Source organism: Streptomyces sp. RPA4-2 (assembly GCF_012273515.2).
GTDB lineage: Bacteria > Actinomycetota > Actinomycetes > Streptomycetales > Streptomycetaceae > Streptomyces > Streptomyces kaempferi.
The window spans coordinates 3,222,553-3,244,196 of the sequence record NZ_CP050975.2 but is presented as its reverse complement, the minus strand read 5'-3'; the positions used below and the strand labels follow the sequence as shown (position 1 = coordinate 3,244,196).

The following is a 21,644-nucleotide window of genomic DNA, read 5'->3' as shown; positions in this document are numbered from 1 at the left end:
AACTTTTGGTATCAAACCGGCACTCACCCCTCAAGAGCAGGTTTCTCCGTGATTTCCACCGCTATTCGCGTTGCCCGGGTGGGCAGCGCGGCCGAGCTGGCGGCGGCGGCCCTCATGATGCTGGGCTTCCCCTGCCTGATGCTCGCCGCGCTCCTGCCGAGCGTCGGCGCCTTCGCGGCCGCGGCCGCCGTGACGTACCTGGCGGACCACTATCTGCACCGGCGCGGCAGCTATCTGGTCAACCGCCTCAGCAAGGTGCGGGCCGGTGTGTCCATCAGGTTCCTGATCCGGGAGCTGCTGCTCGTCCTGCTCCTGGCGCGGCTCGACCTGTCCACCAGCATGCTCTTCAACGCGGCCATCGCGTGCTTCCTGGCCTTCTACGGCTTCCAGGCACCGCACGGCGCGCTCGTCACGCTGATCGCGCTGCGCCGCAAGCTGCCCATCGCCGCCCGCAACGTCGATCTGGACCCGCGTGTCCGTATCCCGGACGCGCCGCCGCGCCGCCTGGTCTCCCGGGCCGCCGAGAAGATGCTCCACCTCGACCTGGTGGCCGTCGCCGGCCTCCTCGTCTCCGCGGCGACCGACGACAACGTCTATGGCTACGCGGGCATCGCGGTGACCCTGCTGCTGGCCTTCGGTTACGTCGTGGCCCTCGTCCCGTTCGTGCGCGGCCGGAGGATCCCGCCGGACGCCGTTAAGGTTCTGGCGGCCCTCGACGACTGGCTGCGCGCGTACCGCCCGGAGACGGTGCTCTACTTCTCGGGCTCCAAGGACTCCGCGTACCAGGTCAACATGTGGCTGGAGACGATGGAGCAGCTGGACACCCGGCCGCTGATCATCCTCCGTGAGCGGTCGGTCCTGGAACGCATGGCACCCACCACGGTGCCGATCATCTGCGTGCCCGGAGGGGTGCACCTGATGAACATGGACCTGTCGACCGTGCGGGTCGCGCTCTACGCGGCGAACGTCGGCAAGAACATCCACATGCTGCGCGTGCCCACCATGAAGCACGTCTTCATCGGACACGGCGACAGCGACAAGCTCGCCAGCGTCAACCCGTTCAGCAAGGTGTACGACGAGGTGTGGACCGCCGGCCGCGCGGGCCGTGACCGTTACGCCATCGCCGATGTCGGCGTCCGTGACGACGACATCGCCGAGGTCGGCCGCCCGCAGCTCGCGCCGATCCGGACCTGGCAGGGCGCGTCGGACGGACTTCCCGGCGACGCCGCCGACGGACGCTGCCCGACGATCCTGTACGCCCCCACCTGGGAGGGCTGGGACGACAACCCGGGCAACACCTCGATCCTGCTGGCGGGCGAGAACATCGTCCGTCGTCTGGTGCGGGCCGATCCGCCCGTCCGTGTCCTCTACAAGCCGCACCCGTTCACCGGCACCCGCAGCTCGAAGGCCAAGGCCACGCACGAGAGGATCGTCGCGCTGGTCGAGAAGGCGGCCGCCGAACGCGCCGCCGACCCCCGCTTCACCGGCGACGCGGCGGCCCAGAGCGCCGCCGTGGCCGAGCTGGCCCGGATCGCGGCCCGTATCGAGCAGCTGACCGGTGGCACCGAGAGCGGCGACGACGCCGAGGCCACCCGTGACGGCGTGGTCGATTTCGCGGCGCACGCCGAGGTCGCCCGGCTGCGCGCCGAGTGGAACGACGCCTACTGGCGCTCGTTCGGCAGCGCCGAGCACCGGGTCATCACCGGCGCCGAGCCCCGCCTGTACGACTGCTTCAACGTCTCCGACGCCATGGTCTCGGACATATCCAGCGTGGTCTCCGACTTCATCGCGAGCGGCAAGCCGTACGCGGTCACGGACTCCGCGGAGCTGGGCGTCGAGGAGTTCAAGCGGCAGAACACCGCGGTGCGCGCCGCCGTGATCCTCTCCAACTCGGCCGCCGAACTGGACGAGTTGCTCGCCGGGGTCGTCGACCCGTCGGCGGACGCGCTGGCCACCGACCGCCGGGAGCTGAAGCGGTATCTGCTGGGCCCCGACGAGCCGACGTCGATCGACCAGTTCAACGGTGCGGTGCGTGACCTGGCGGAGAAGTCCCGGGTGCGCAACCAGGGCCAAGCGGCCGGAGCGGCGGCCGCCGCCGCCGCGGAGCCGGCGGGCGCGGTGCCCGGTCAGCGGGCCGCCACCGCGGGCGAGACGGGCGGTGCGGCCGTCAAGGGGTGATCTGATCGTCCCCTCGCTGCCGGCCGGCCCCAGGTCGTCCGCGCGCGTGTGACAGAGCCCGGCTCCGAGTACACCTCGGAGCCGGGCTTCTTTCTGTGAAGCGCGTCACACATGAGGGCTTGTCAGGCAACCGATCGGCGTTTTCGTCCGTCTTCTAAGTAGTCCTTCCGGTGATACGGGGGAAATATTCTGATGACGATGGGGAAACGTGACAGTGACGCAGCCTGATGTGAGCGTGATCATCGGGGCGTACGAGGCCATGCCTTACCTGGTGAAGTGTCTGCAGTCGGTGGAGGACCAGACCCTCGGTCCCGACCGGATCGAGGTCATCGCCGTCGACGACGGGTCGATGGACGGCACCGGGGAGCACCTGGAGGAGTTCGCGGAGCGCGCGGCCCTGGCGGTCACCGTGATCCGGCAGGCCAACTCGGGCGGCCCCAGCGGTCCGCGCAACGTCGGCCTCGACAAGGCCCGCGGACGCTACGTCTTCTTCCTCGACGCCGACGACCACCTGGGCCCGGAGGCCCTGGAGCGCATGGTCGCCATGGCCGACGCGCAGGGTACGGACGTCGTGCTCGGCAAGGTCATCGGGGTCAACCGCTCCGCCCCGAAGTCGATGTGGGGCAAGACCCTGCCCCGCACGGACGTGTTCTCCTCGCAGATCAAGTTCACGCTCAGCGCGCAGAAGCTCTTCAGGCGCGAGCTGCTCACCCGGCACGGCATGCACTTCGACGAGTCGCTGAAGACCGGCGAGGACGCCCTGTTCACCATGGAGGCCTACCTCCGTGCCGACGGCGTCTCCGTGGTCGCCGACTACGACTGCTACTACCTGGTCGGCCGCGAGGACGGCAAGCACGTGACCAAGAGCGGCAGTTACCGGCTGCGCTTCGACTCCGCCCGCGCCCTGATGGGGCTGATCGCCGAGCACGTGCCCGCGGGCAAGCGCCGCGACGGCCTGATGGTCCGGCCCTTCCTCGTCACCCTGCTCCCGCAGTTCGGTCCCGTCTTCCTCAGGGACGACGAGGAGGTCAGACGCGACAAGCTCGCGCTCGCCAAGCCACTGATCGACGCGTACTGGACCGAGGGCGTCGCCGACCGTCTCAAGGTCAACGAGCGACTGCGGGTGAACCTGGCCGGCCTGGGCCGGGCCGACCTCCTGGTCGACCTCCTGGAGTTCCTCAGGAAGAAGAAGGCGCCCGCGCTCCACGTGGACCCGCGCAGCCGCAAGGCCTATCTCGGCTACCCGCACTTCCGTGACAAGGAAGCGCCCATCCCGGACGGGTGGTTCGTCCCGACCAGCCGCGAGACGGTCACCATCGACAGCTTCAAGTTCGCGCCGGCCGCCCACTTCCCGGGTATGCGCACCGCCCGCCGGGTGGCCCGCAGGGTGCTGGGACCCCGCCACACGGAGGAATGACGCGAAACGCCCGTTCCGGCGCCCCTGCGGGCGTACGGAACGGGCGTCGACGGGGCGCGTACCGGGGGAGTACGCACCCCGCGAGGGTGGGCGGAGGTCAGCGGCGGCCCGACTGCAGCGCCTTGCGCAGCGGGCGCCCGACCGCACGGCGCGCCATGCGGTAGACGGAGCGCTGCGGGACGGCGGGCTGCGCCAGGGCCTTCGGGGCCCCCTTCCGGGCCCGGTCGAGGTCACGCTTCAGCTTGGCGTTGTCCGCCGACAGCTCGGTGATACGGGTCTGCAGCCAGCCGAACCGGGTGGTGAGCGAGGTGACGTCGGCGTCGTTCCAGGGCCGGATGCCGGCCGGGAAGGTGAGCGAGGCCATGCGCCTGTCGTAGGCGGCGCCTCCGTCCCCGTGCGTGAAGGTGTTCCGCAGGCCGTTGCGGTCCAGGAAGCCCGTGAAGCGCTCGAAGCGCTCCTGGTGGCCGCCCGTCAGCGCGCCGAAGTCCGCCTCCGCGTACAGCTCGGCCGGGTCGAGATCTCGCGGCAGCGCGTTGATCCTGCGGTGCGGGATGTCGAAGTAGCGGCACAGCTCCAGGGTGCGCGAGTCGCCGCACAGCACCGTCGCGGGCGTGCCCGCGAGGAGCGCCGCGATGTTGCCGTGGATGCGGGAGCCGAACGAGAAGTCGAAGTCCCGCAGGTCGTCGATCCAGGTGACGGGGTCGATGTAGACGCGGACCTTGTCCTCGCGGTACATCGGGTGGTCCGGGTGGGTGGGTATCGCGGTGACGGAGCCGTTCGGGTCCGACAGGTCGCGCCAGTGCAGCTGGCGCGCGTCACTCAGGTTCTGTCCGATGAAACGCAGGTGCGGATAGCGCGTGTGCGTCCTGCGGATCACCTGGTCGAGGCCCTGGGACTTCACCGCGCTGTGCGAACCGTTGACCGCGATCCGGGACTCGGGACCCAGCGCGGGAGCACTCTTGCGGACGTCGAGGTCCTTGCCGTACATGAACATGGACGGACAGCCGATGACCTCGACGTCGCCGAAGCCCATGTCCTTCAGATAGCGCTCGGTGAACTCGCCGCGCACCCCGATGGACGCGCTGCGGTCGAGCACCGCGGCGACGAACTCCCGTACGGCCGGCTCCATGGGCTTCAGCCGGGCCGGGTCGTAGTCCAGGCCGGTCTGCGCGCCGATCCCCGGCACGACCACGGGGATCCGCAACTTGCTGATGAGCTGCGTCAGACGCCTGAGCTGTGGCTCGAACGAGGGCCGGAAGGCGTTGGCCAGCGGTACGACGAACGCGTCGTATTCCTCGTTGATCCGGCCCGCGGCCGCGACGTTGGTACGGATGCCGTTGGACACGACCTCCGTGTCCGGGGTCTCAAGGATCTTGTGCGCGGCGTCGCTGAAGATCAGGTTGCCCGAGTTGGTGGCGAAGACGTCCTGGTGGAGGGCCTGCTCCACGGGAACGGCGTCGTACGGGCTTTTCCCTGATCTCAGGAGTATGCGCTTCACTGGATGAACATTAGGTGCCACAACGTTCAACTTATCTTTGCACCCTCTTTAAGTTCCATGAGGAACCTGTACAACCTTTTCTGCATGCGCGAACCGTGATCGGGTGACTACACGGAGGCGTCCGCCAGCTGGACCGGGAGGCGTCGGCCCGGCCCCTTCGCGTAGATTGCCGGGCGGGACGACCGGACGGACGAGGGGGCACACCGCAGGTGGCAGGGCAGGCGGAAGGGAACGCGGTGCGGGCGACGGCGGTACGGCAGGCTGTGACGCGGGCCCACCGGATGGTCGTCAAGGTGGGTTCCTCCTCGCTGACGACGGCTGCCGGCGGCCTCGACGCGGACCGTGTCGACGCCCTCGTCGACGTGCTCGCCAAGCACCGCAGCGGCGGTGAGAAGGAGATCGTCCTCGTCTCCTCCGGCGCCATCGCCGCCGGACTGGCCCCGCTCGGCCTGCGCCGCCGCCCCAAGGACCTCGCCCGGCAGCAGGCCGCCGCCAGCGTCGGCCAGGGCCTCCTGGTCGCCCGCTACACCGCGTCCTGCGCCCGCCACGGCATCCGTGTCGGACAGGTGCTCCTCACCTCCGACGACACCAGCCGCCGCGCCCACCACCGCAACGCCGCCCGCACCCTCGACAAGCTCCTCGCGATGGGCGCCCTGCCGGTCGTCAACGAGAACGACACGGTCGCCACGGACGAGATCCGCTTCGGCGACAACGACCGGCTCGCCGCCCTCGTCGCCCACCTCGTCCGCGCCGATCTTTTGGTCCTGCTCTCCGACGTGGACGGTGTCTACGACGGCGATCCCGGCCGGCCCGGAACCTCGCGGATAGCGGAAGTGCGCGCACCGCAGGACCTCGCGCACATCGACATCGGCAGCGCCGGCAAGGCGGGCGTCGGCACCGGCGGCATGGTCACCAAGGTCGAGGCCGCCCGGATCGCGGCGGCCGCGGGCATCCCCGTCGTCCTCACCTCCGCCGTGCACGCCGCCGAGGCCCTGGCGGGCGGGGACACCGGCACCTACTTCCACCCCACCGGCAAGCGCTCCGCCGACCGGCTGCTGTGGCTCCAGCACGCCTCGACCCCGCAGGGCGCGCTCATCCTGGACGACGGGGCCGTGCGCGCCGTCGTCGACCGCCGCACGTCGCTGCTGCCGGCCGGCATCGCGGCCGTCGAGGGCGACTTCACCGCGGGTGACCCCGTCGAACTGCGCGACAGCGGCGGCCGCGCGGTCGCGCGGGGTCTGGTGAACTTCGACGCCAAGGAGATCCCCCAGCTCATCGGCCGCTCCACCCGCGAGCTGGCGCGCGAACTGGGCCCCGCCTACGAACGCGAGGTCGTCCACCGCGACGACCTGGTGCTCCTGTTTCCGTAGGACGTCTGTCCGCGGCACCTGTGCGCCGTCGCGCCGGTGTACGACCCGGGGGCCAATCCCCGCACCCCGGCCGAAAACTGGTGTGAACGTTTCGCGGACGCCCGTCGCGGCGCGGTGAAACTCCGTAAAAGCGCCACGCGGACGCTCCCCACCTGCTCAACTTTGTTGCAGGGAGAGCCCGAGGTTGTGTGACGACCATTGCGTAAAGGAGGCCGTCGTGAGACGAGTGCGCCCTGGGGCGGCGGCGTCGCGCGGTGGTGCCTCCCCCACACTCGGCTCCGTTCGAGCGGGGGGAGCCCCATCCCGTGCGGCGGGTGAGGAACGGGCCCTGACGAGCGTCGCGGCCGGAGACACCTTCGAGGGCGAGGAGCCGGCCGACCAGCCGCGGCTGTGGCACGTCACGCTGAGCGTCTCGGGCGGCGAGGCCCCGCTGAAGGAGGTGCGGCGCGGACTGGAACAGCTGGCCCACGACCACCCCTTCCTGCTGACCAGCCGGTACGCCAACGACCACGCGGAGATCCGCTACTGGGAGGAGGCCCGCGACCTGCACGACGCCGCGGCCGTCGCACTGCGCCTGTGGGGCGAGCACCGGCAGACCGCCAAGCTCCCGCCCTGGGAGATCGTCGGCCTGGAGGTCATCGACCGCGAGACCTACCACCAGCGCATCGCGGAGGGGTACGGGCCGCTTCCGGCCACTCCGGTGGGAGTTCACCCCTTTTGAGGGTGTCTCGGGGTGTGGGACAACGGCCGGCCGGACACGTCCGGCGCACTACCCTTCCGATATGACCACGCTCTCGCCGTACGACTCGATGTCTCCGGTCACCCGGGCCGCCTACCGCGCCAAGGCCGCCGCCGCCGACCTCGCACCGCTGCCGCGGGCCGAGAAGGACGACGCGCTGCTCGCCATCGCGGACGCGCTGGAGGTCCGTACGAGCGAGATCGTCGCGGCCAACGCGAAGGACATCGCGCGGGCCCGGGAGGCCGGGACCAGCGAGACCGTCATCGACCGGCTCACGCTGACGCCCGAGCGCGTGCGCGCCATCGCCTCGGACGTACGGGACGTCGTCGCGCTGCCCGACCCGGTCGGCGAGGTCGTGCGCGGCTCCACCCTCCCGAACGGCATCGACCTGCGCCAGGTCCGCGTCCCGCTCGGTGTCGTAGGCATCATCTACGAGGCCCGCCCGAACGTGACGGTCGACGCCGCCGCCCTCTGTCTGAAGTCCGGCAACGCGGTCCTGCTGCGCGGCTCCTCCTCGGCCTTCGAGTCGAACACCGCCCTCGTCCGCGTGCTGCGCGACGCGGTGGGCGGCGCCGGACTGCCCGCCGACGCCGTCCAGCTGGTGCCCGGCGAGGGCCGCGAGTCGGTGCGTGAGCTGATGCGGGCCCGCGGTCTGGTCGACGTCCTCATCCCGCGCGGCGGCGCCTCGCTGATCCGTACGGTCGTCCAGGAGTCCATCGTCCCCGTCATCGAGACCGGGACCGGCAACTGCCACGTGTACGTCGACGCGAACGCCGACCTCGACATGGCGATCGACATCCTGATCAACTCCAAGGCCCAGCGGCCCAGTGTCTGCAACTCCGCCGAGACCCTCCTCGTGCACCAGGACATCGCGCCCGAGTTCCTGCCGCGCGCCCTGGACGCCCTCGCGGACGCCGGGGTCACCGTGCACGCCGACGAGCGTGTCCTCGCCTACGCCAAGGACTCCAAGGCCACCGTCGTCGAGGCCACGCCCGAGGACTGGGAGACGGAGTACCTCTCCTACGACATCGCCGCCGCGGTCGTCGACTCCCTCGACCGGGCCGTCGAACACATCCGGCTGTGGACCTCCGGCCACACCGAGGCCATCGTCACCACCTCGCAGCAGGCGGCCCGCCGTTTCACCCAGTTGGTGGACTCCACCACGGTCGCCGTGAACGCCTCGACGCGGTTCACCGACGGCGGACAGTTCGGCTTCGGCGCGGAGATCGGCATCTCCACGCAGAAGCTGCACGCCAGGGGGCCCATGGGGCTGCCGGAGCTGACGAGCACCAAGTACATCGTCACGGGGGACGGGCACATCCGGCGCTGAGACACCGGGGCGCGGGGTCGCGGGGCGCGCGGCGCAGGTCATACGGCGCGCGCCGGTGAGGCCCGCGCCGGAGGCGTCTCGCCAGGCGGATGAATTTCCATACCGTCTGCCCAAAATGACCCCCCAGGTCTACTCTGGATCCGTGCCGGAGGACGTGGGGGGCACGCCGTTCCCTGACGGCTGGGAGCCCGACGACGACCGCGACCGCGGGGGTGCGGACGAAGAGTTCGCCTCCGTGGTCTTCGACGAGGACTTCGTACGGGCGGCGGTGATCCATGAGCCGACCGCCGTGGAACGCCTGCTGGCAGCCGCTCAGGCCCGCGCGGAGGCCTCCGAGGCGGAAGCGCGCCGGGCGCACGCCCGGGGCACCCGCGGCGACGACGAGCGCTACGAGGACGGTTTCGGCCCCGACGGCCACCGCGGACACGGACGTGACCCGGACGGGGACGACCTGGACGACGCCGAGGTCCTTCAAGGCCGCTACGGCGCGCCGGGAGCGTACGGCAGGGCCTACGGGAAGCAGGTCCGCTGGCACCGTCCGGTGGCCTGGGTACTGGCCCTGGTGATGGGCATAGGCATGGTCGCCCTGGCCTTCACGGCGGTCTACCGGGGGGCATCCTCGGGCCGCCAGGACCAGGTCCCGTCACCGGCCTCCACAGGCCTCGAACAAGGCCGGGACAAGCTCACCGGCACCGGGCCCTCGGCTTCGGCCCAGTACTCCCACCCGGCCGTGCCGGCGGTGCCCCGAACCCCGTGACACCAGCGGCGTTGTCGACCCTTCGAACGCCCTGATGATCCCGGGTGGTCTTGGTGGGATCCTGTCAGAACTTGTCGTGCACCACCGCGTTTACCAGGGGCTCCGGAGACCTACTCTGAAGGTATGGGCGGGCCTGGAGACCCTCCTGAGGGGACACCCGAGGGCGCTCCCGCAGGTGGAGAGGACGAGTACCGATCCGTCGTCTTCGACGAGTCGTTCGTCCGTGCTGCCCGCCTCCAGGAGTTCTCCGCGCGGGAGCGGATGGCCGACCACGCCCCGGCCGTACGCCGCCGTCCCGCACTCCAGCGCGGCCTGTCCCGGCAGGCGCTGATCCTGGTTCTGCTGATAGCCGTCGCCTTCGGCACCGCGATCTACATGGGCGTACGACACCCCTACCAGAACCCCGTCGCCCAGCCGCCGGAGCCGCTGCGCATGACGGTCATACCCCTCGCGCCCCAGACCCCCGTGCCGGGGGCCACGAACGTCGACGACCTGTACGCGCACAGTCCCGCGGCGCAGTTCGGCGTCGGCGCCGAGGGCATCGCGCTGCCCGCCTCCCGCCGCACCGCGCACTTCTCGGACAGCCAGGTCGTCGCCGCCCTGACGACCGCCAAGGACTACCTCGTGAAGTCCTCGCTCGACCCGGAGGTGCTCACGGGCGGCACCGACCGGCCGGTACGGATCCTGCTCGACCCCCAGCAGCTCGACCAGTTCGACCAGAGCTTCACCCACCCGGCCGCCGACGGGCGGCACGCGCCCACCGGCTGGCTGGTCCGCTTCGACACCGCCCGCACCGAGCTGGCCGACCTCAGGATCCGGGTCCAGGGCACCCTCCAGGCCGCCGAATCCGACCCGGACACCCTTGAGGTCGTCGCGGACCACACCTTCGTCTACGCCCTGAAGCCGACAGGCGCGGACAGCCGTGCGAAGGCCTCCCTGTTCACCGTCCGGCGCGAGCTGCACTTCCGCTTCGACCGCGACGACCTGCGCATGCACCAGGCCGAGCTGGTCGTCTCCTCTCTCCAGGCCGGACCGCTCGCCTGCGCCGACGACTCGGTGGACCGGCTGCGTCCCCTGCTCGCCGGGCAGACGGCGAAGGCGGGCGGCCCGGCCGGCACCGACCCGTACGCGACCGGCAGCGCGACGGCGCTGTGCGGGTCGCTGGCGACGAGCGCGCAGCCGAGGACCTGACCCGACCACGCGCGCCGCCGCCCGGCGGTCTCGGGGCGGCGCCACGGCGTGGCGCCCGGTGATCGGCGACCGGCGGACCGGCGCGGAGTCCGGTCAGCCGTCGCCCTCGGGTCCCGCGTCGCCCTTGGAACCCCCGTCGCCGCCGGGGCGGCCGTCGTCCGGGCCGGTGTCACCGGGGCGCTCCTCGCCGTCCCGCCCGTCCCGCGTCGGAGCGTCCTTGGGGGAGCCGCCCGCGAAGCCGCCGAAGCCGCGCCGCACCCGGCCCCCGAGGTCGCCCGCCCCGCCCGCGATGTCGCTGACCAGCTTCATCAGCGGGTCCTTGGAGTTCTTCACATCCGTCGCGTAGCTCGACGCCGACTGCCGGAACGAGTCCGACACCGAGGTGTCCTTGTCCTCGCTGCGCCGCGGATAGTGACCGTCCATGATCCGCTGGTAGTCGCGGGACTCGGCCCACTTCTTCAGCTCGGCGGCGCGCACCGTGGTGAAGGGGTGCGTACGGTTGAGGACGTTGAGGATCTTGAGCACGGAGTCGCGCAGGTCGCCCCCGGCCTCGTACTCCTCGGCCTGCGCGAGGAACGCGTCCACGTTCATCTCGTGCAGGTGGTTGCCGCCCGCGATCTTCATCAGTCCGCGCATCGAGGCCCGCGGGTCCTGCCCGACGAGCAGCCCCGCCCGGTCGGCCGACAGCTCCGACTTGCGGAACCACTCCCGCAGCGCGGTCACGATGGTCATGATCGCGAGGTTGCCCAGCGGGATCCAGGCCACCCGGAGGGCGAGGCTGGTCAGGAAGAGCAGGATCGTGCGGTAGACGGAGTGACCGGACAGCGCGTGGCCGACCTCGTGCCCGACGACGGCCCGCATCTCCTCCTCGTCCAACAGCTCCACGAGTCCGGTCGTGACGACGATGATCGGCTCGTCCAGGCCGATGCACATCGCGTTGGGCTGCGGGTCCTGGGTGACGTACATCGGCGGGACCTTCTCCAGGTCCAGGATGTGACAGGCGTCCCGCAGCATGGCGTTGAGGTGCGCGAACTGGGCGTCCGAGACGCGCACCGAGTCGGACAGGAACAGCAGCCGCAGGCTGCGCTCGGGCAGCAGGCCGCTCAGGGCCTTGAAGACCGTGTCGAAGCCGGTGAGCTTGCGCAGGGCCACCAGGGCCGAGCGGTCCGCCGGGTGTTCGTACGCCCGCGAGGAGATCCCCTCGAAGCGCCTGCGCTGCCTGCTCGGCACCTTCTCGTGCCCGTTCCCCTGATGACTGTCGTCGGACATGTGTTCCCCCATGTGCGTCGGAGTGCCTTATGTGCCCCCAAGGCACGGCCCAGCCTAGGCGGAGATACCGTGGACGGGCAGTACAGAGAAGGAGTCGTACGCCATGGAGCACATCCCCGCAGCCGCCTGGCTCACCGAGGCCGCGAGCGCGGCAGACAAGCAGGGCCCGGGCGATCTGCTCCGCGTCGTGCTGATCGTGATGATCGTCGGACTGGCCCTGACCGCCTGGTTCCTGCTGCGCGGGTACAAGCGCGAGGACGACTGAGCTCAGCGCGGGGCGCCCGGCGCCGGGAGAACCAGCGCCGTGACCGTCGTACGGGGTGCCGGTGACCGTCGCGCGCGGCAACCGGCTTCCCCAACGGCGGAGTCGGCGTGATCGCGGCCGGGGCACCCGCTTACGATGGGCCGACGTCGTTATCCCGCCCTCCCCCACTCTCGACTCCGCTCGAGCGGGGGGACCCCCATCGGATAGGTCCTGCCGAGATGAGCTTCCACAGCACTGCCGCACAGTTGGTCACTCTTGCCGCCGAGGGCGAGGAGCACGGTGGTAACCACGAGAGCCTCAGCCCGTTCCTGACCGGCGGCGGCGCCCTCTTCGTCCTGCTCCTGCTGCTGTGGATCACGACGCGCTTCAACCGCGACCGCTGAGCCCTTTCAGTCATCCGCGGCCGTCTCCGGGACCCCTGTCGGGCGGAGCCCGTCGACCGGGCCGGTAGGGTCTGCACGCATGGGAGAGCAGGACATGCCTACCGGTCCGGCGAGTGACTCGGAGAGCGGCTCCGTCGGTGACGCCGCGGGTGGCGCGGTGCGTGGCGGCGTGAGCCGGCTGACGACCGGCCGCCGCAACGGCCCCTCGACTCCCGGCAAGCGCCGTCTCGGCGTGATGGGCGGGACGTTCGACCCGATCCACCACGGGCACCTGGTGGCGGCCAGCGAGGTCGCCGCGCAGTTCCACCTCGACGAGGTGATCTTCGTACCGACCGGGCAGCCGTGGCAGAAGACCGACCGGAAGGTCTCCCTGGCCGAGGACCGGTATCTGATGACGGTCATCGCGACCGCCGAGAACCCGCAGTTCTCGGTGAGCCGCATCGACATCGACCGCGGCGGACCGACCTACACCACGGACACCCTGCGCGACCTGCGCGCTCTCAACCCCGACGCCGACCTGTTCTTCATCACCGGCGCCGACGCGCTCGGCCAGATCCTCACCTGGCGGTACGCGGAAGAACTGTTCTCCCTCGCGCACTTCATCGGAGTCACCCGGCCAGGCCACACCCTGACCGACCCCGGGCTGCCCGAGGGCGGGGTCTCGCTCGTCGAGGTTCCCGCGCTCGCCATCTCGTCGACAGACTGTCGTGCGAGGGTCGGCAGGGGAGATCCCGTCTGGTATCTGGTGCCGGACGGTGTAGTGCGCTACATCGACAAGCGTGAGCTGTACCGCGGCGAGTGAGCCGAGAGGGGCACCGGTGAACGACCGATACGACGGATACGCGGGCGGCGACCAGTACGAGCTCGTCGGCTACGACGAGTTCGGGCAGCCTGTGTACCGGCAGGTGCCGCCCCAGCCGTCCCAGCAGAACTACGACCCGTACGCGCAGCCCCAACAGCCCCAGCAGTCCCAGGGCTACGGCTACGACCCGTACGCGAACGGCGGGACGGGCTACGACACCGGCCGGCAGCCGGCGTCCTCCTACGACACCGGTCAGCAGGCGTCCGTCCCCGCGTACGACCCCTACGACCCGTACGGAGCCGGCGCGTCCGCTCCCGACGGGGCGGATACGGCGTACGACCCCTACGGGCAGTCGGCCCGGACGCCCCAGCCTCCCCACACGGCCCAGTCGGCGCACACGACGCAGACCGAGCGCGGCGGGCAGAACGGACGGATGGGCCGGGCGGGTCGGACGGCTCAGCCGGGCCGGCCGGTGCAGACCGGCCGGGCGGCCCAGGACGGGCACGCCGGGTACGGCGGATACGACGGGCAGACCCCGGGCACGGCCGGTGCCGCGAGCACCGGGCAGCAGCCGCGGGTCGCCGAGCAGACCGCGTACATCCCGCAGCAGGCGGGCCCCACGGAGGACGGCGGGCCGCGGGCCGACCGGGACTACCGCACCGAGCAGTTCGCGTTCGTCGAGGAGCAGGAAGCCGAGTCCGAGGACGTCATCGACTGGCTGAAGTTCACCGAGAACCGCACCGAACGCCGCGAGGAGGCCCGCCGCCGTGCCCGCGGCCGGATCGTCGCCCTGGTCGTGGTGTTCGCCCTCGTCGTGGTCGGCGGTGTCGGCTACCTCTGGTACGCGGGCAAGCTGCCCGGCACCTCCTCGCACGACAAGCCCGCCGCGACGACGGCGTCGAGCGCCCAGAACCGCGACGTCCTCGTCGTCCACCTGCACGACACGAAGGGCGGCGGCACCTCCACCGCGCTGCTCGTCGACAACACGACGACCAAGCGGGGCACCACCGTCCTGCTGCCCAACTCCCTTGCCCTGACGGGCGACGACGGTTCGACGACCACGCTCGCCAAGTCCGTCGACGACGACGGTTCCTCCGGGACGCAGGACGCGATCGACACGGTGCTGGGGACCGACATCCAGGGCACCTGGCGTCTCGACACCCCCTATCTCAGCAACCTCGTCGAACTCGTCGGCAACATCGACATCACCACCGACACCGCCGTGCCCGACCCGGACGCCAAGAAGAAGGGCGAGCCGCCCCTCGTGAAGAAGGGCGAGGACCAGACCCTCAGCGGCAAGGCGGCCGTCGCCTACGCGACCTACCGCGCCCCCGGCGAGGCCCAGAACGCCCAGCTGGAGCGGTTCGGGCAGGTCATGCAGGGCGTGTTGCGCAAGCTGTCGTCCGACAAGCAGGCCGCGACGACCACCGTGCAGACCCTCGCGCAGATCCTCGACCCGCCGCTGACCGACCAGGACCTCGGCGTCTTCCTCGCCAAGCTCGCCGACCTCGCCAAGGGCGGCGACTACAAGACGGCGCTGCTGCCCGTGCAGCAGGACGGCACCCTGAGCGAGAGCGCCACCGACACCGTGGTCAAGGACGTGCTCGGCGGTACCGCGAAGAGCCCCGACGCCGGCGCCGCCGTCCGTGTCGGCATCAGGAACGCCACCGGAGTGAAGTCCGCCACGGAGAAGGCCCGCGTCGTCCTGGTCAACGGCGGCTACACCTTCCTGGACTCCGGCACCGCCGCCGCGGCACAGAGCGTGTCCCAGATCACCTACGCCGACGCCGCCAAGAAGAACGACGCCGTCGAGGTGGCGAAGACCCTGGGCCTGCCGGCCAGTGCCGTGAAGAAGGGCAAGGCGACGTCCAACGCGGACGTCTCCGTGGTCCTGGGCCAGGACTACAAGGTGAGTACCTCGACCGGGTGACTCCGCGTGATCGGCGGTGACGGCCGCGATCACGAGGTGTCCGCGGCCGTGCTCCGGGGCTTTTGGGGCACGGCCGCGGAAACGCGTGGGGTGCCCTCGGCTGTCCGTGAGACCCTTGAGTCATTACTGACCGCCGACGGAAAGCCGCGTAGTGACCGCCACGGACCGCTCCATCGAGCTCATCAACACCGCCGCACAGGCGGCCGCCGACAAGCTCGCGCACGACATCATCGCCTACGACGTCAGCGATGTGCTCTCGATCACCGACGCCTTCCTGCTGGCGTCCGCACCCAACGACCGCCAGGTCAAGTCGATCGTCGACGAGATCGAGGAGCGCCTGAGCAAGGAGCTCGGCGTCAAGCCGGTGCGCCGCGAGGGCGACCGCGAGGCCCGCTGGGTGCTGCTCGACTACGTCGACATCGTCGTACACGTCCAGCACAGCGAGGAGCGCGTCTTCTACGCGCTGGAGCGGCTCTGGAAGGACTGCCCCGAGCTGGATCTGCCGGCCGACGCCAAGGCCACCCGCGGCAAGACCGCCGAGCACTCCAAGCTGCGCGCCGAGGAGGACTCCGCCGAACTGGAGGAGCTGCGGTGACCGCCGAGGCCGGCAGGAAGCCGGGCCGGGGCCGCCGCGTCATCCTGTGGCGGCACGGCCAGACCTCCTGGAACGTGGAGAGCCGCTTCCAGGGCTCCACGGACGTCGAGCTCACCGAGACCGGCATCGGCCAGGCCCGGCGCGCCGCCCGGCTGCTCGCCTCGCTGGAGCCCGACGCGATCGTCGCCTCGGACCTCCGGCGCGCCGCCGCCACGGCCGCCGAGCTGGCCGGGCTCACCGGCCTGGACGTCACCCACGACGAGGCCCTGCGGGAGACCTACGCGGGCGTCTGGCAGGGCCTGACGCACGAGGAGATCCTCGGCCGGTACGGCGACGAGTACGCCGCCTGGAAGCGCGGCGAGCCCGTGCGCCGCGGCGGGGGCGAACTGGAGTCCGAGGTCGCCGACCGCGCCGCTCCCGTGGTGCTGCGGCACGCCGACAAACTCCCCGAGGACGGCACCCTCGTGGTCGTCAGTCACGGCGGCACGATCCGTACGACCATCGGGCGTCTGCTCGGCCTCGAGTCGCAGCACTGGGAGAGTCTCGGCGGCCTCTCCAACTGCTGCTGGTCCGTCCTCGGACGGGGCGCGCGGGGCTGGCGACTGCTGGAGCACAACGCCGGCACGCTGCCGGAGCCGGTGCTCGGAGACGACGACTGAGCGGATCGGGCGGCCCTCTGTCCGGTCCCGTGGACCCGTCGGGACCGGATTTCACTTTCCGGCAGGTCGCAGGCTAAAGTTCTTCTTGTTCGCCCCGCAGGGCGGGAAGAACGCAAGGGGCTATAGCTCAGTTGGTAGAGCGCCTGCATGGCATGCAGGAGGTCAGGAGTTCAATTCTCCTTAGCTCCACAGATTGACTCTTCTGAGTCGTCGAAGATCGGTGAAGAAGATCCCGTCCCCTGAGGGGGCGGGATTTTTTGTGTGCCCCGGCCGCCGCGCGACCTTCGGCACACTCTTCTTGAACCGGCTTGAGTCACTTGGGCCCCCGGGGGCGTATACCTCTGCGGACGCGCTCCTCATGTGCACGTATGCGCTGGCCGCGACGGCTACGTCGGGTGCCGTGTCCGGACTGGTACGAAGGCGTCGCTGACCGTATTGCTCCGGCCGTGGCAGAATCAAACGGCCGGAAGGGGGCGCGGCCCGACGGGAGGGAGAAGCGATGCCTGCGAGCATCCTCGAGGAGGTCCACGACCTTCTCGAAGTGGCACCGAAACGTGGAAGAGCCACTCGCCTCGACTGTCCTTCCCGCGGATCCGTCCACATCGCCCAGGTCCTCGGCGACAGCGGCGGGATCTCCTACGTGTGCACGGCCTGCGGCCACAGCTGGAGCTGATCGATGGGTGCACACAGGCGAAAGTGCGATTGGTGCGGCAGTGGTACGCCCATCGTCCGCGACATGGAACCGGTCAACCACGACTACCAGTACTGGTGCGAGGAGTGCGCGCGGGCGCTGATCATAAAAGGCGACCCGATCGAGACGTACCGCGAGCTGGAGGGCGAGCCGATCTACGGGCGGCTCCTGGACGAGCACTGCACGCTCAAGCGGTTCTACTCGTTCGCGACAGCCTGACCCCGAGAAGGGCCAGGAAGGCGCAGCCGGCTCCGGCGTAGAGGGCCGACAGCGCCGACTGGACGCCGTTCTGGTGGAGTTCGAGCCGGCCGGGGCCGTGCGGTACCCACCACAGCGCGTACGAGCAGAAGGCCACGGCGGTGGCGACGGCGGACATCCTCCCGCGGGTCGCCAGGAGCAGCGTCATCGGCACGCACCACACCCAGTGGTGCGACCACGACACCGGACTGACCAGCAGCGCCGTCACCGCGCAGGCGGCCACCGCCCAGGCCCGCAGCCCACGCAGTTCCGCGGCCACGGCGGCCGTGAGGCCCAGAGCCCCCACCACGGCTGCCGCGGCGATCCACCACGGGCCGGGGTGCGCGCTGTGCGACAGCCGGGCCAGGACCCCGCGCAGCGACTGGTTCGCGGTGTCCTCCACCAGCCCGACCCGGCCCGTCTCGAACACCATCCGGCTCCAGAAGCGCCACGAGTCGTACGGCAGGACGGCGGCCGCGAGCAGCGTCGCCCCGGTGAACGCGACGGCCGCCCCGCGCGCATGGCGCAGCCAGGGGCCTCCGCGGCCCCGGCGCGCGTGTTCCACGAGGCCGGCGGCCAGCAGGAACACCGCGAAGAGCGCCGGGGTCAGTTTGACGGCCGCGGCGATCCCGATGCCCGCCCCGGCCCAGCGCCGTACGGGACGTCCGGTCAGGTCCCACAGCACCAGCGCACCGAGCAGCAGGTTGACCTGCCCGTAGCGCAGCGTCGTCCACACCGGCTCGCACCACACGGCCGCCGCCGACGTCCACCACACGCTCTCCACGCGCGCGTGGCCGACGAGCCGCAGCGAGAGCGACACGAACACCACGAGAAGGGCCAGGTTCCCGGCCGTCGCGAGCGTTTGCAGGTCCGCCGTGTCCAGCAGGGTCAGCGGTGTGAACAGCAGGGCGGCGAACGGCGGGTAGGTGGTGGGCAGATGGGCCTCGGTCGTGCGCAGCGCGTAGAGGTCGCCGCCCGCGCGGACGGTCGCGCCCTCCGCCCGGTACACCGTCAGGTCGATCATCGACACGTGCGCGGCCCGTTGCGCGCACCAGAAGGCGGCGAACGACAACAGGCATACCCCCAGGGCGACGGACGCGTGGCGGCGGACACGGGGGAGGGCGATCACGGTCACGGAGTCCGACACTATCCCGCATGTCCGTATTGTCCGAGCGGTGCGGAATCGATTTGGTGGTGCACGGGGAGGACCGTGTAATGTTTGCTTCGCCGCCGGGGAGACCGGGCGGAGCAGAACAAGGGGCTATAGCTCAGTTGGTAGAGCGCCTGCATGGCATGCAGGAGGTCAGGAGTTCAATTCTCCTTAGCTCCACAGGATCTGAAGGCGGGCCACCCGATCCGGGTGGCCCGCCTTCGTGGTGTTCAGCGGCCGCTGCCGAGCGCCCGGCGGCCACGGCGCTGGGACAGCACCGGCAGGTTGTTGCGTGCCGGGGCGGAGGATCTGGTGTCCTCCTCGATGCGCAGGGCGAGCGCCGGGCAGCGGCGTACGGCCCGCAGCGCCTTCGCCTCCGCGTACCGGGGGACCTGCGCCTGCGCGACGGTGGGGAACCCGTCCGCGCCGAGCTCGAAGACCTCGGGAAGGATGTCCGCGCACAGGCCGTGCCCGCGGCACAGCGTCCAGTCGACGTAGATCTTCTGGCGGCTGGGGCCCGCCTCCTCCAGCGCCTGGCCGCCCGGGATGCCCGTCGGGGTCTGGCCGCCCTCGAAGAGCGGCAGAACGCCCTCCACGGGCCTTCCGCACCCGTTTCCGAGGACGTGCGCGGCGAGGTCGTCGGTGAACGCCTTGATCGTCGACTCGATGAACATCGCCGAGCCGTCCGGGTGGGAGCACGCGCCGCGTCGCTTCACGGCCTTGGCGACCTGCTTCACGGCCTCCAGGGCGGCCGGACCACCGCCGTTGAGGATGTCCTCCAGACCGCGCGCCGCGGCGGGCAGGCCGAGGTAGCAGGGACCGCACTGTCCCGCGCTCTCCTCGGCCAGCCACTGCGCCACTCGGAGCGACTCGCCCAGCGGGCACGTCTCCTGGGTGATCGGGAGGATCGCGCCGGCGCCGAGCGCGCCGCCCACGGCGTCCAGGTTGTTGCGCGAGACGATCGCCTCGTTGACAGTCGCCGCGTCCAGCCACTTGCCGTGGTAGCCGCCGGTCAGCACGCCCTGCGGCATGGGCGGGGCACCGGCGAGCTGGAGCACGTACCGCAGCGGTACGCCGGTCGGAACCTCGATCACCATGGGGCGCGCGACCGCGCCGGAGACGGTGAGCATGACGGTGCCGGGCTCGTCGTACAGGCCGGTGTTGCGGTAGCGGTCGGGGCCGATGCGGGCGGCGATGGCCAGCTGCGCGAACGTCTCGGCGTTCGACAGCAGCGTGGGCGCGCCGCCGACGCCGGTCTGCGACGCGCTGATCTTGCGGCCGGGCGGGATGGCCGGGCCGCCGTCGATGGAGCGGATGAGCGAGGCCGCGGCCCCGGTCACCATGCGTACCGGATTGCGCTGCACGCGCGCGCGAAGCGGCGATCCGCGCCGGTCGCTCAGGCCGCGCTCGGCCAGCGCGGCCTCCATGGACCTCTGGGTGGACTCACGCGTCACGCCGATGACCAGGGTGCGCGCGCCCATGGCCTCCGCCGCCAGCAGGGCTCCGTCCAGGATGAGGTGCGGGGCACGGTTGATGAGCACCGTGTCCTTGCGGCAGGCGGGTTCGTCCTCGCTTCCGTTGACGACCACCACGGGCCTGATGCCCTTGCTGATGGCCGACTCGGCGACCGAGCGCAGTTTCTTGGCGAAGGGGAAGCCCGCGCCGCCGCGGCCCTTCAGGTTGATGGCCTCGGCGAGGCCCGCGAGCTGTTCACCGCCCATCGGCTCGAGCGGCCCGTGCACCTTGAGGTGCATGGGCAGATCGAGCCGTTCAACCAGGTCGAAACCCGACGTGAGCTGCGGAAGTCCGACGACGCGGACCTCCGGGACGTCGGGCAGGGCCTCGTTCACTTAAAGCCTCCGGAAGGGGCGTTCCATGGTTCACCGGAGCCAGGAGCGTCGAAGGCACCCGGCAGTACGTCAGTCGTGGGACCGCTGTCGTACGTGTCGTTGGTGTTGTACGTGCCGAAGGCGGGGTTCGTCTCACCGGTGTCGTACACATCACTCGTGCCGTAGCCGGCCGTGGCCGAATTGTCGTAGACGGGGATGTTGTATCCCGTGTCGGCGAGCGGGTCGTACGCGGAGCGCGGCGCCTCGCCGACCGGCGGCGGCGAGGGGATGGGCCAACTGCCCGACGGGCTGCTGCCGTCGGCGCGCGCAAACGTCTCCGTGGGCTGCGTGTTCACCGGCATCTGGAAGCGCTCGGTCGGCGCCGCCCCCGCGTTCCCGCCGGGCGTTCCCGACATGGCCCGGTAGGCGGCCGCGAAACCGGGCGCCCCGCCCGCGGCGGGGTCCGCCGGGGTCTGGTAGAGCGACTGCTCGGGGCCCGGGGTGCGCTGCGGCGGCACGAAGGAGTCTCCCGCGGACTGCCGGCCGGGGCGCGGCGCGAAGCCCGGCATGGTGTTCTCGGCCAGGGCGGCACGGGATGCCGTCAGTTGCTCCTCGCGTGCCACGCGGGCGCTGTAGCCGTTGCCTTCGCCGAGGAGCGCGAGGACCCGGTCGGCGACCTTGCGCTTGTAGGGGGCGGGCGCCGCGCGCAGGGCGAGCGCGGCCATGACCGCGACCAGGCACAGGCTGTAGAGGATCGTGAAGATCGGCTTCGCCTGTCGACCCGCGTAGAGGCCGTGGATCAGCGCGGAGCACCAGGCCGGGTAGGCCAGCATGTGCATCGCGCGCCAGCGGGCCGCGATCGGGGCGGGGGACGCGAAGGCGCCACGCAGCGCCCCGGTGACGGCCGTGAAGATCATGAGCAGTCCGGCCAGGGAGCCGAAGCCGATGAGTCCGGCCGTCCCGGAGACGCCGAGGCTGAACGGGATCAGCGCGGCGATGAGCACGGTGTGGTCGAGCGCCAGCTTGACCGTGATGTGCAGCAGCAGGAAGGCGACCGAGGAGACGGCGGTCGTGCGGTGCACCGCCTGCGCCACCAGGCGCTGGCGGGTGTTCAGGAACAGCCGGTCGGTCGCCACCAGCCCCCAGATGACGGAGCAGGAGAGCGCGACCAGCGACAGCACGCCGGCGCCGAAGTTGAGGAAGTCCCGGACTCCGTTGCCTCCTGCCAGTACGACCACGGGTATGAGAAGCAGAATGACAGCGGTGGCCACTCCATAGGCGGAGCGGCCTGGGCGGGGAAGAGTGCTGCCATTACGACGAGGGTTCATAGGGGGGTTACTCCCAACGGTTCGGG

Annotated in this window: 20 protein-coding genes, 2 tRNA genes and 1 pseudogene; 18 read left to right on the top strand and 5 right to left on the bottom strand. The window is 70.9% G+C overall.

Features of this window, described 5'->3' with window-relative positions; genetic code table 11:
* Positions 1-48: 48 nt before the first annotated feature.
* Positions 49-2,178, top strand: coding sequence for a hypothetical protein (locus HEP85_RS14040; protein ID WP_248001920.1), 2,130 nt, complete (start codon positions 49-51; stop codon positions 2,176-2,178).
* Between the two features lie 208 nt (positions 2,179-2,386).
* Positions 2,387-3,595, top strand: coding sequence for a glycosyltransferase (locus HEP85_RS14035; protein ID WP_168528078.1), 1,209 nt, complete (start codon positions 2,387-2,389; stop codon positions 3,593-3,595).
* Positions 3,596-3,692: 97 nt separating this feature from the next.
* On the opposite strand, the gene HEP85_RS14030 is transcribed toward HEP85_RS14035, so the two are convergent.
* The gene (locus tag HEP85_RS14030; RefSeq protein WP_168528077.1) at positions 3,693-5,093 is read right to left on the bottom strand and encodes a polysaccharide pyruvyl transferase family protein; all 1,401 of its coding nucleotides are present in this window, start codon (positions 5,091-5,093) and stop codon (positions 3,693-3,695) included.
* 263 nt (positions 5,094-5,356) lie between these two features.
* On the opposite strand from HEP85_RS14030, the gene proB reads away from it, so the two are divergent.
* From proB to HEP85_RS14005, 5 genes are all read left to right on the top strand, one after another.
* Positions 5,357-6,463, top strand: a complete 1,107-nt coding sequence (gene proB / locus HEP85_RS14025; RefSeq protein WP_329294838.1) for a glutamate 5-kinase — start codon at positions 5,357-5,359, stop codon at positions 6,461-6,463.
* A gap of 226 nt (positions 6,464-6,689) precedes the next feature.
* Positions 6,690-7,184: a hypothetical protein gene (locus tag HEP85_RS14020; protein ID WP_168533605.1), complete on the top strand. Its 495-nt coding sequence runs from the start codon at positions 6,690-6,692 to the stop codon at positions 7,182-7,184.
* 61 nt (positions 7,185-7,245) lie between these two features.
* A complete protein-coding gene (locus HEP85_RS14015) occupies positions 7,246-8,532 on the top strand; it encodes a glutamate-5-semialdehyde dehydrogenase (RefSeq protein ID WP_168528076.1) in 1,287 nt (428 codons plus the stop codon).
* Positions 8,533-8,647: 115 nt separating this feature from the next.
* Positions 8,648-9,289, top strand: a complete 642-nt coding sequence (locus HEP85_RS14010; protein ID WP_168528075.1) for a hypothetical protein — start codon at positions 8,648-8,650, stop codon at positions 9,287-9,289.
* Between the two features lie 123 nt (positions 9,290-9,412).
* Entirely contained in the window at positions 9,413-10,480 is a 1,068-nt protein-coding gene (locus tag HEP85_RS14005; protein ID WP_356011767.1) for a hypothetical protein, read from the top strand.
* Between the two features lie 93 nt (positions 10,481-10,573).
* Here HEP85_RS14005 and HEP85_RS14000 read toward each other — a convergent pair whose 3' ends face one another.
* Positions 10,574-11,749, bottom strand: a complete 1,176-nt coding sequence (locus tag HEP85_RS14000) for a M48 family metallopeptidase (RefSeq protein WP_168528074.1) — start codon at positions 11,747-11,749, stop codon at positions 10,574-10,576.
* 103 nt (positions 11,750-11,852) lie between these two features.
* On the opposite strand from HEP85_RS14000, the gene HEP85_RS13995 reads away from it, so the two are divergent.
* The 10 genes and pseudogenes from HEP85_RS13995 (at position 11,853) to HEP85_RS13950 (ending at position 17,293) form a co-directional block, all read left to right on the top strand.
* Positions 11,853-12,014, top strand: coding sequence for a hypothetical protein (locus HEP85_RS13995; RefSeq protein WP_168528073.1), 162 nt, complete (start codon positions 11,853-11,855; stop codon positions 12,012-12,014).
* 218 nt (positions 12,015-12,232) lie between these two features.
* Entirely contained in the window at positions 12,233-12,397 is a 165-nt protein-coding gene (locus HEP85_RS13990; protein ID WP_168528072.1) for a hypothetical protein, read from the top strand.
* A 79-nt stretch (positions 12,398-12,476) separates the two neighbouring features.
* Complete coding sequence (nadD, locus tag HEP85_RS13985) at positions 12,477-13,199, top strand: nicotinate-nucleotide adenylyltransferase (protein WP_168528071.1); 723 nt, start codon at positions 12,477-12,479, stop codon at positions 13,197-13,199.
* Between the two features lie 16 nt (positions 13,200-13,215).
* On the top strand, positions 13,216-15,129 hold the full coding sequence (locus tag HEP85_RS13980; protein ID WP_329526327.1) for a LytR C-terminal domain-containing protein: 1,914 nt from the start codon (positions 13,216-13,218) through the stop codon (positions 15,127-15,129).
* A gap of 151 nt (positions 15,130-15,280) precedes the next feature.
* Positions 15,281-15,724: a ribosome silencing factor gene (rsfS, locus tag HEP85_RS13975; RefSeq protein WP_168528069.1), complete on the top strand. Its 444-nt coding sequence runs from the start codon at positions 15,281-15,283 to the stop codon at positions 15,722-15,724.
* Positions 15,721-16,383: a histidine phosphatase family protein gene (locus tag HEP85_RS13970; RefSeq protein WP_168528068.1), complete on the top strand. Its 663-nt coding sequence runs from the start codon at positions 15,721-15,723 to the stop codon at positions 16,381-16,383. The genes rsfS and HEP85_RS13970 overlap by 4 nt, the downstream gene beginning before the upstream one ends.
* A gap of 116 nt (positions 16,384-16,499) precedes the next feature.
* Positions 16,500-16,572 (top strand) — tRNA-Ala (locus tag HEP85_RS13965).
* Between the two features lie 88 nt (positions 16,573-16,660).
* Positions 16,661-16,813, top strand: a pseudogene (locus HEP85_RS13960) (MFS transporter); the annotation flags it as partial.
* A 69-nt stretch (positions 16,814-16,882) separates the two neighbouring features.
* Positions 16,883-17,056, top strand: a complete 174-nt coding sequence (locus HEP85_RS13955; RefSeq protein WP_168528067.1) for a hypothetical protein — start codon at positions 16,883-16,885, stop codon at positions 17,054-17,056.
* 3 nt (positions 17,057-17,059) lie between these two features.
* A complete protein-coding gene (locus HEP85_RS13950; RefSeq protein WP_010986886.1) occupies positions 17,060-17,293 on the top strand; it encodes a hypothetical protein in 234 nt (77 codons plus the stop codon).
* Here HEP85_RS13950 and HEP85_RS13945 read toward each other — a convergent pair.
* Positions 17,262-18,446, bottom strand: coding sequence for a glycosyltransferase 87 family protein (locus tag HEP85_RS13945; RefSeq protein ID WP_248001919.1), 1,185 nt, complete (start codon positions 18,444-18,446; stop codon positions 17,262-17,264). The genes HEP85_RS13950 and HEP85_RS13945 overlap by 32 nt on opposite strands.
* A 122-nt stretch (positions 18,447-18,568) precedes the next feature.
* Between HEP85_RS13945 and HEP85_RS13940 the strand changes: the two genes are divergently transcribed.
* Positions 18,569-18,641, top strand: a tRNA-Ala gene (locus HEP85_RS13940).
* 50 nt (positions 18,642-18,691) lie between these two features.
* Here HEP85_RS13940 and HEP85_RS13935 read toward each other — a convergent pair.
* Together HEP85_RS13935 and HEP85_RS13930 are read right to left on the bottom strand one after the other, a co-directional pair.
* A complete protein-coding gene (locus HEP85_RS13935) occupies positions 18,692-20,311 on the bottom strand; it encodes an NADH-quinone oxidoreductase subunit NuoF family protein (protein ID WP_168528066.1) in 1,620 nt (539 codons plus the stop codon).
* Positions 20,308-21,618, bottom strand: coding sequence for a cytochrome b/b6 domain-containing protein (locus tag HEP85_RS13930; RefSeq protein WP_329526326.1), 1,311 nt, complete (start codon positions 21,616-21,618; stop codon positions 20,308-20,310). Before HEP85_RS13930 ends, HEP85_RS13935 begins: the two co-directional genes overlap by 4 nt.
* Positions 21,619-21,644: the final 26 nt, after the last annotated feature.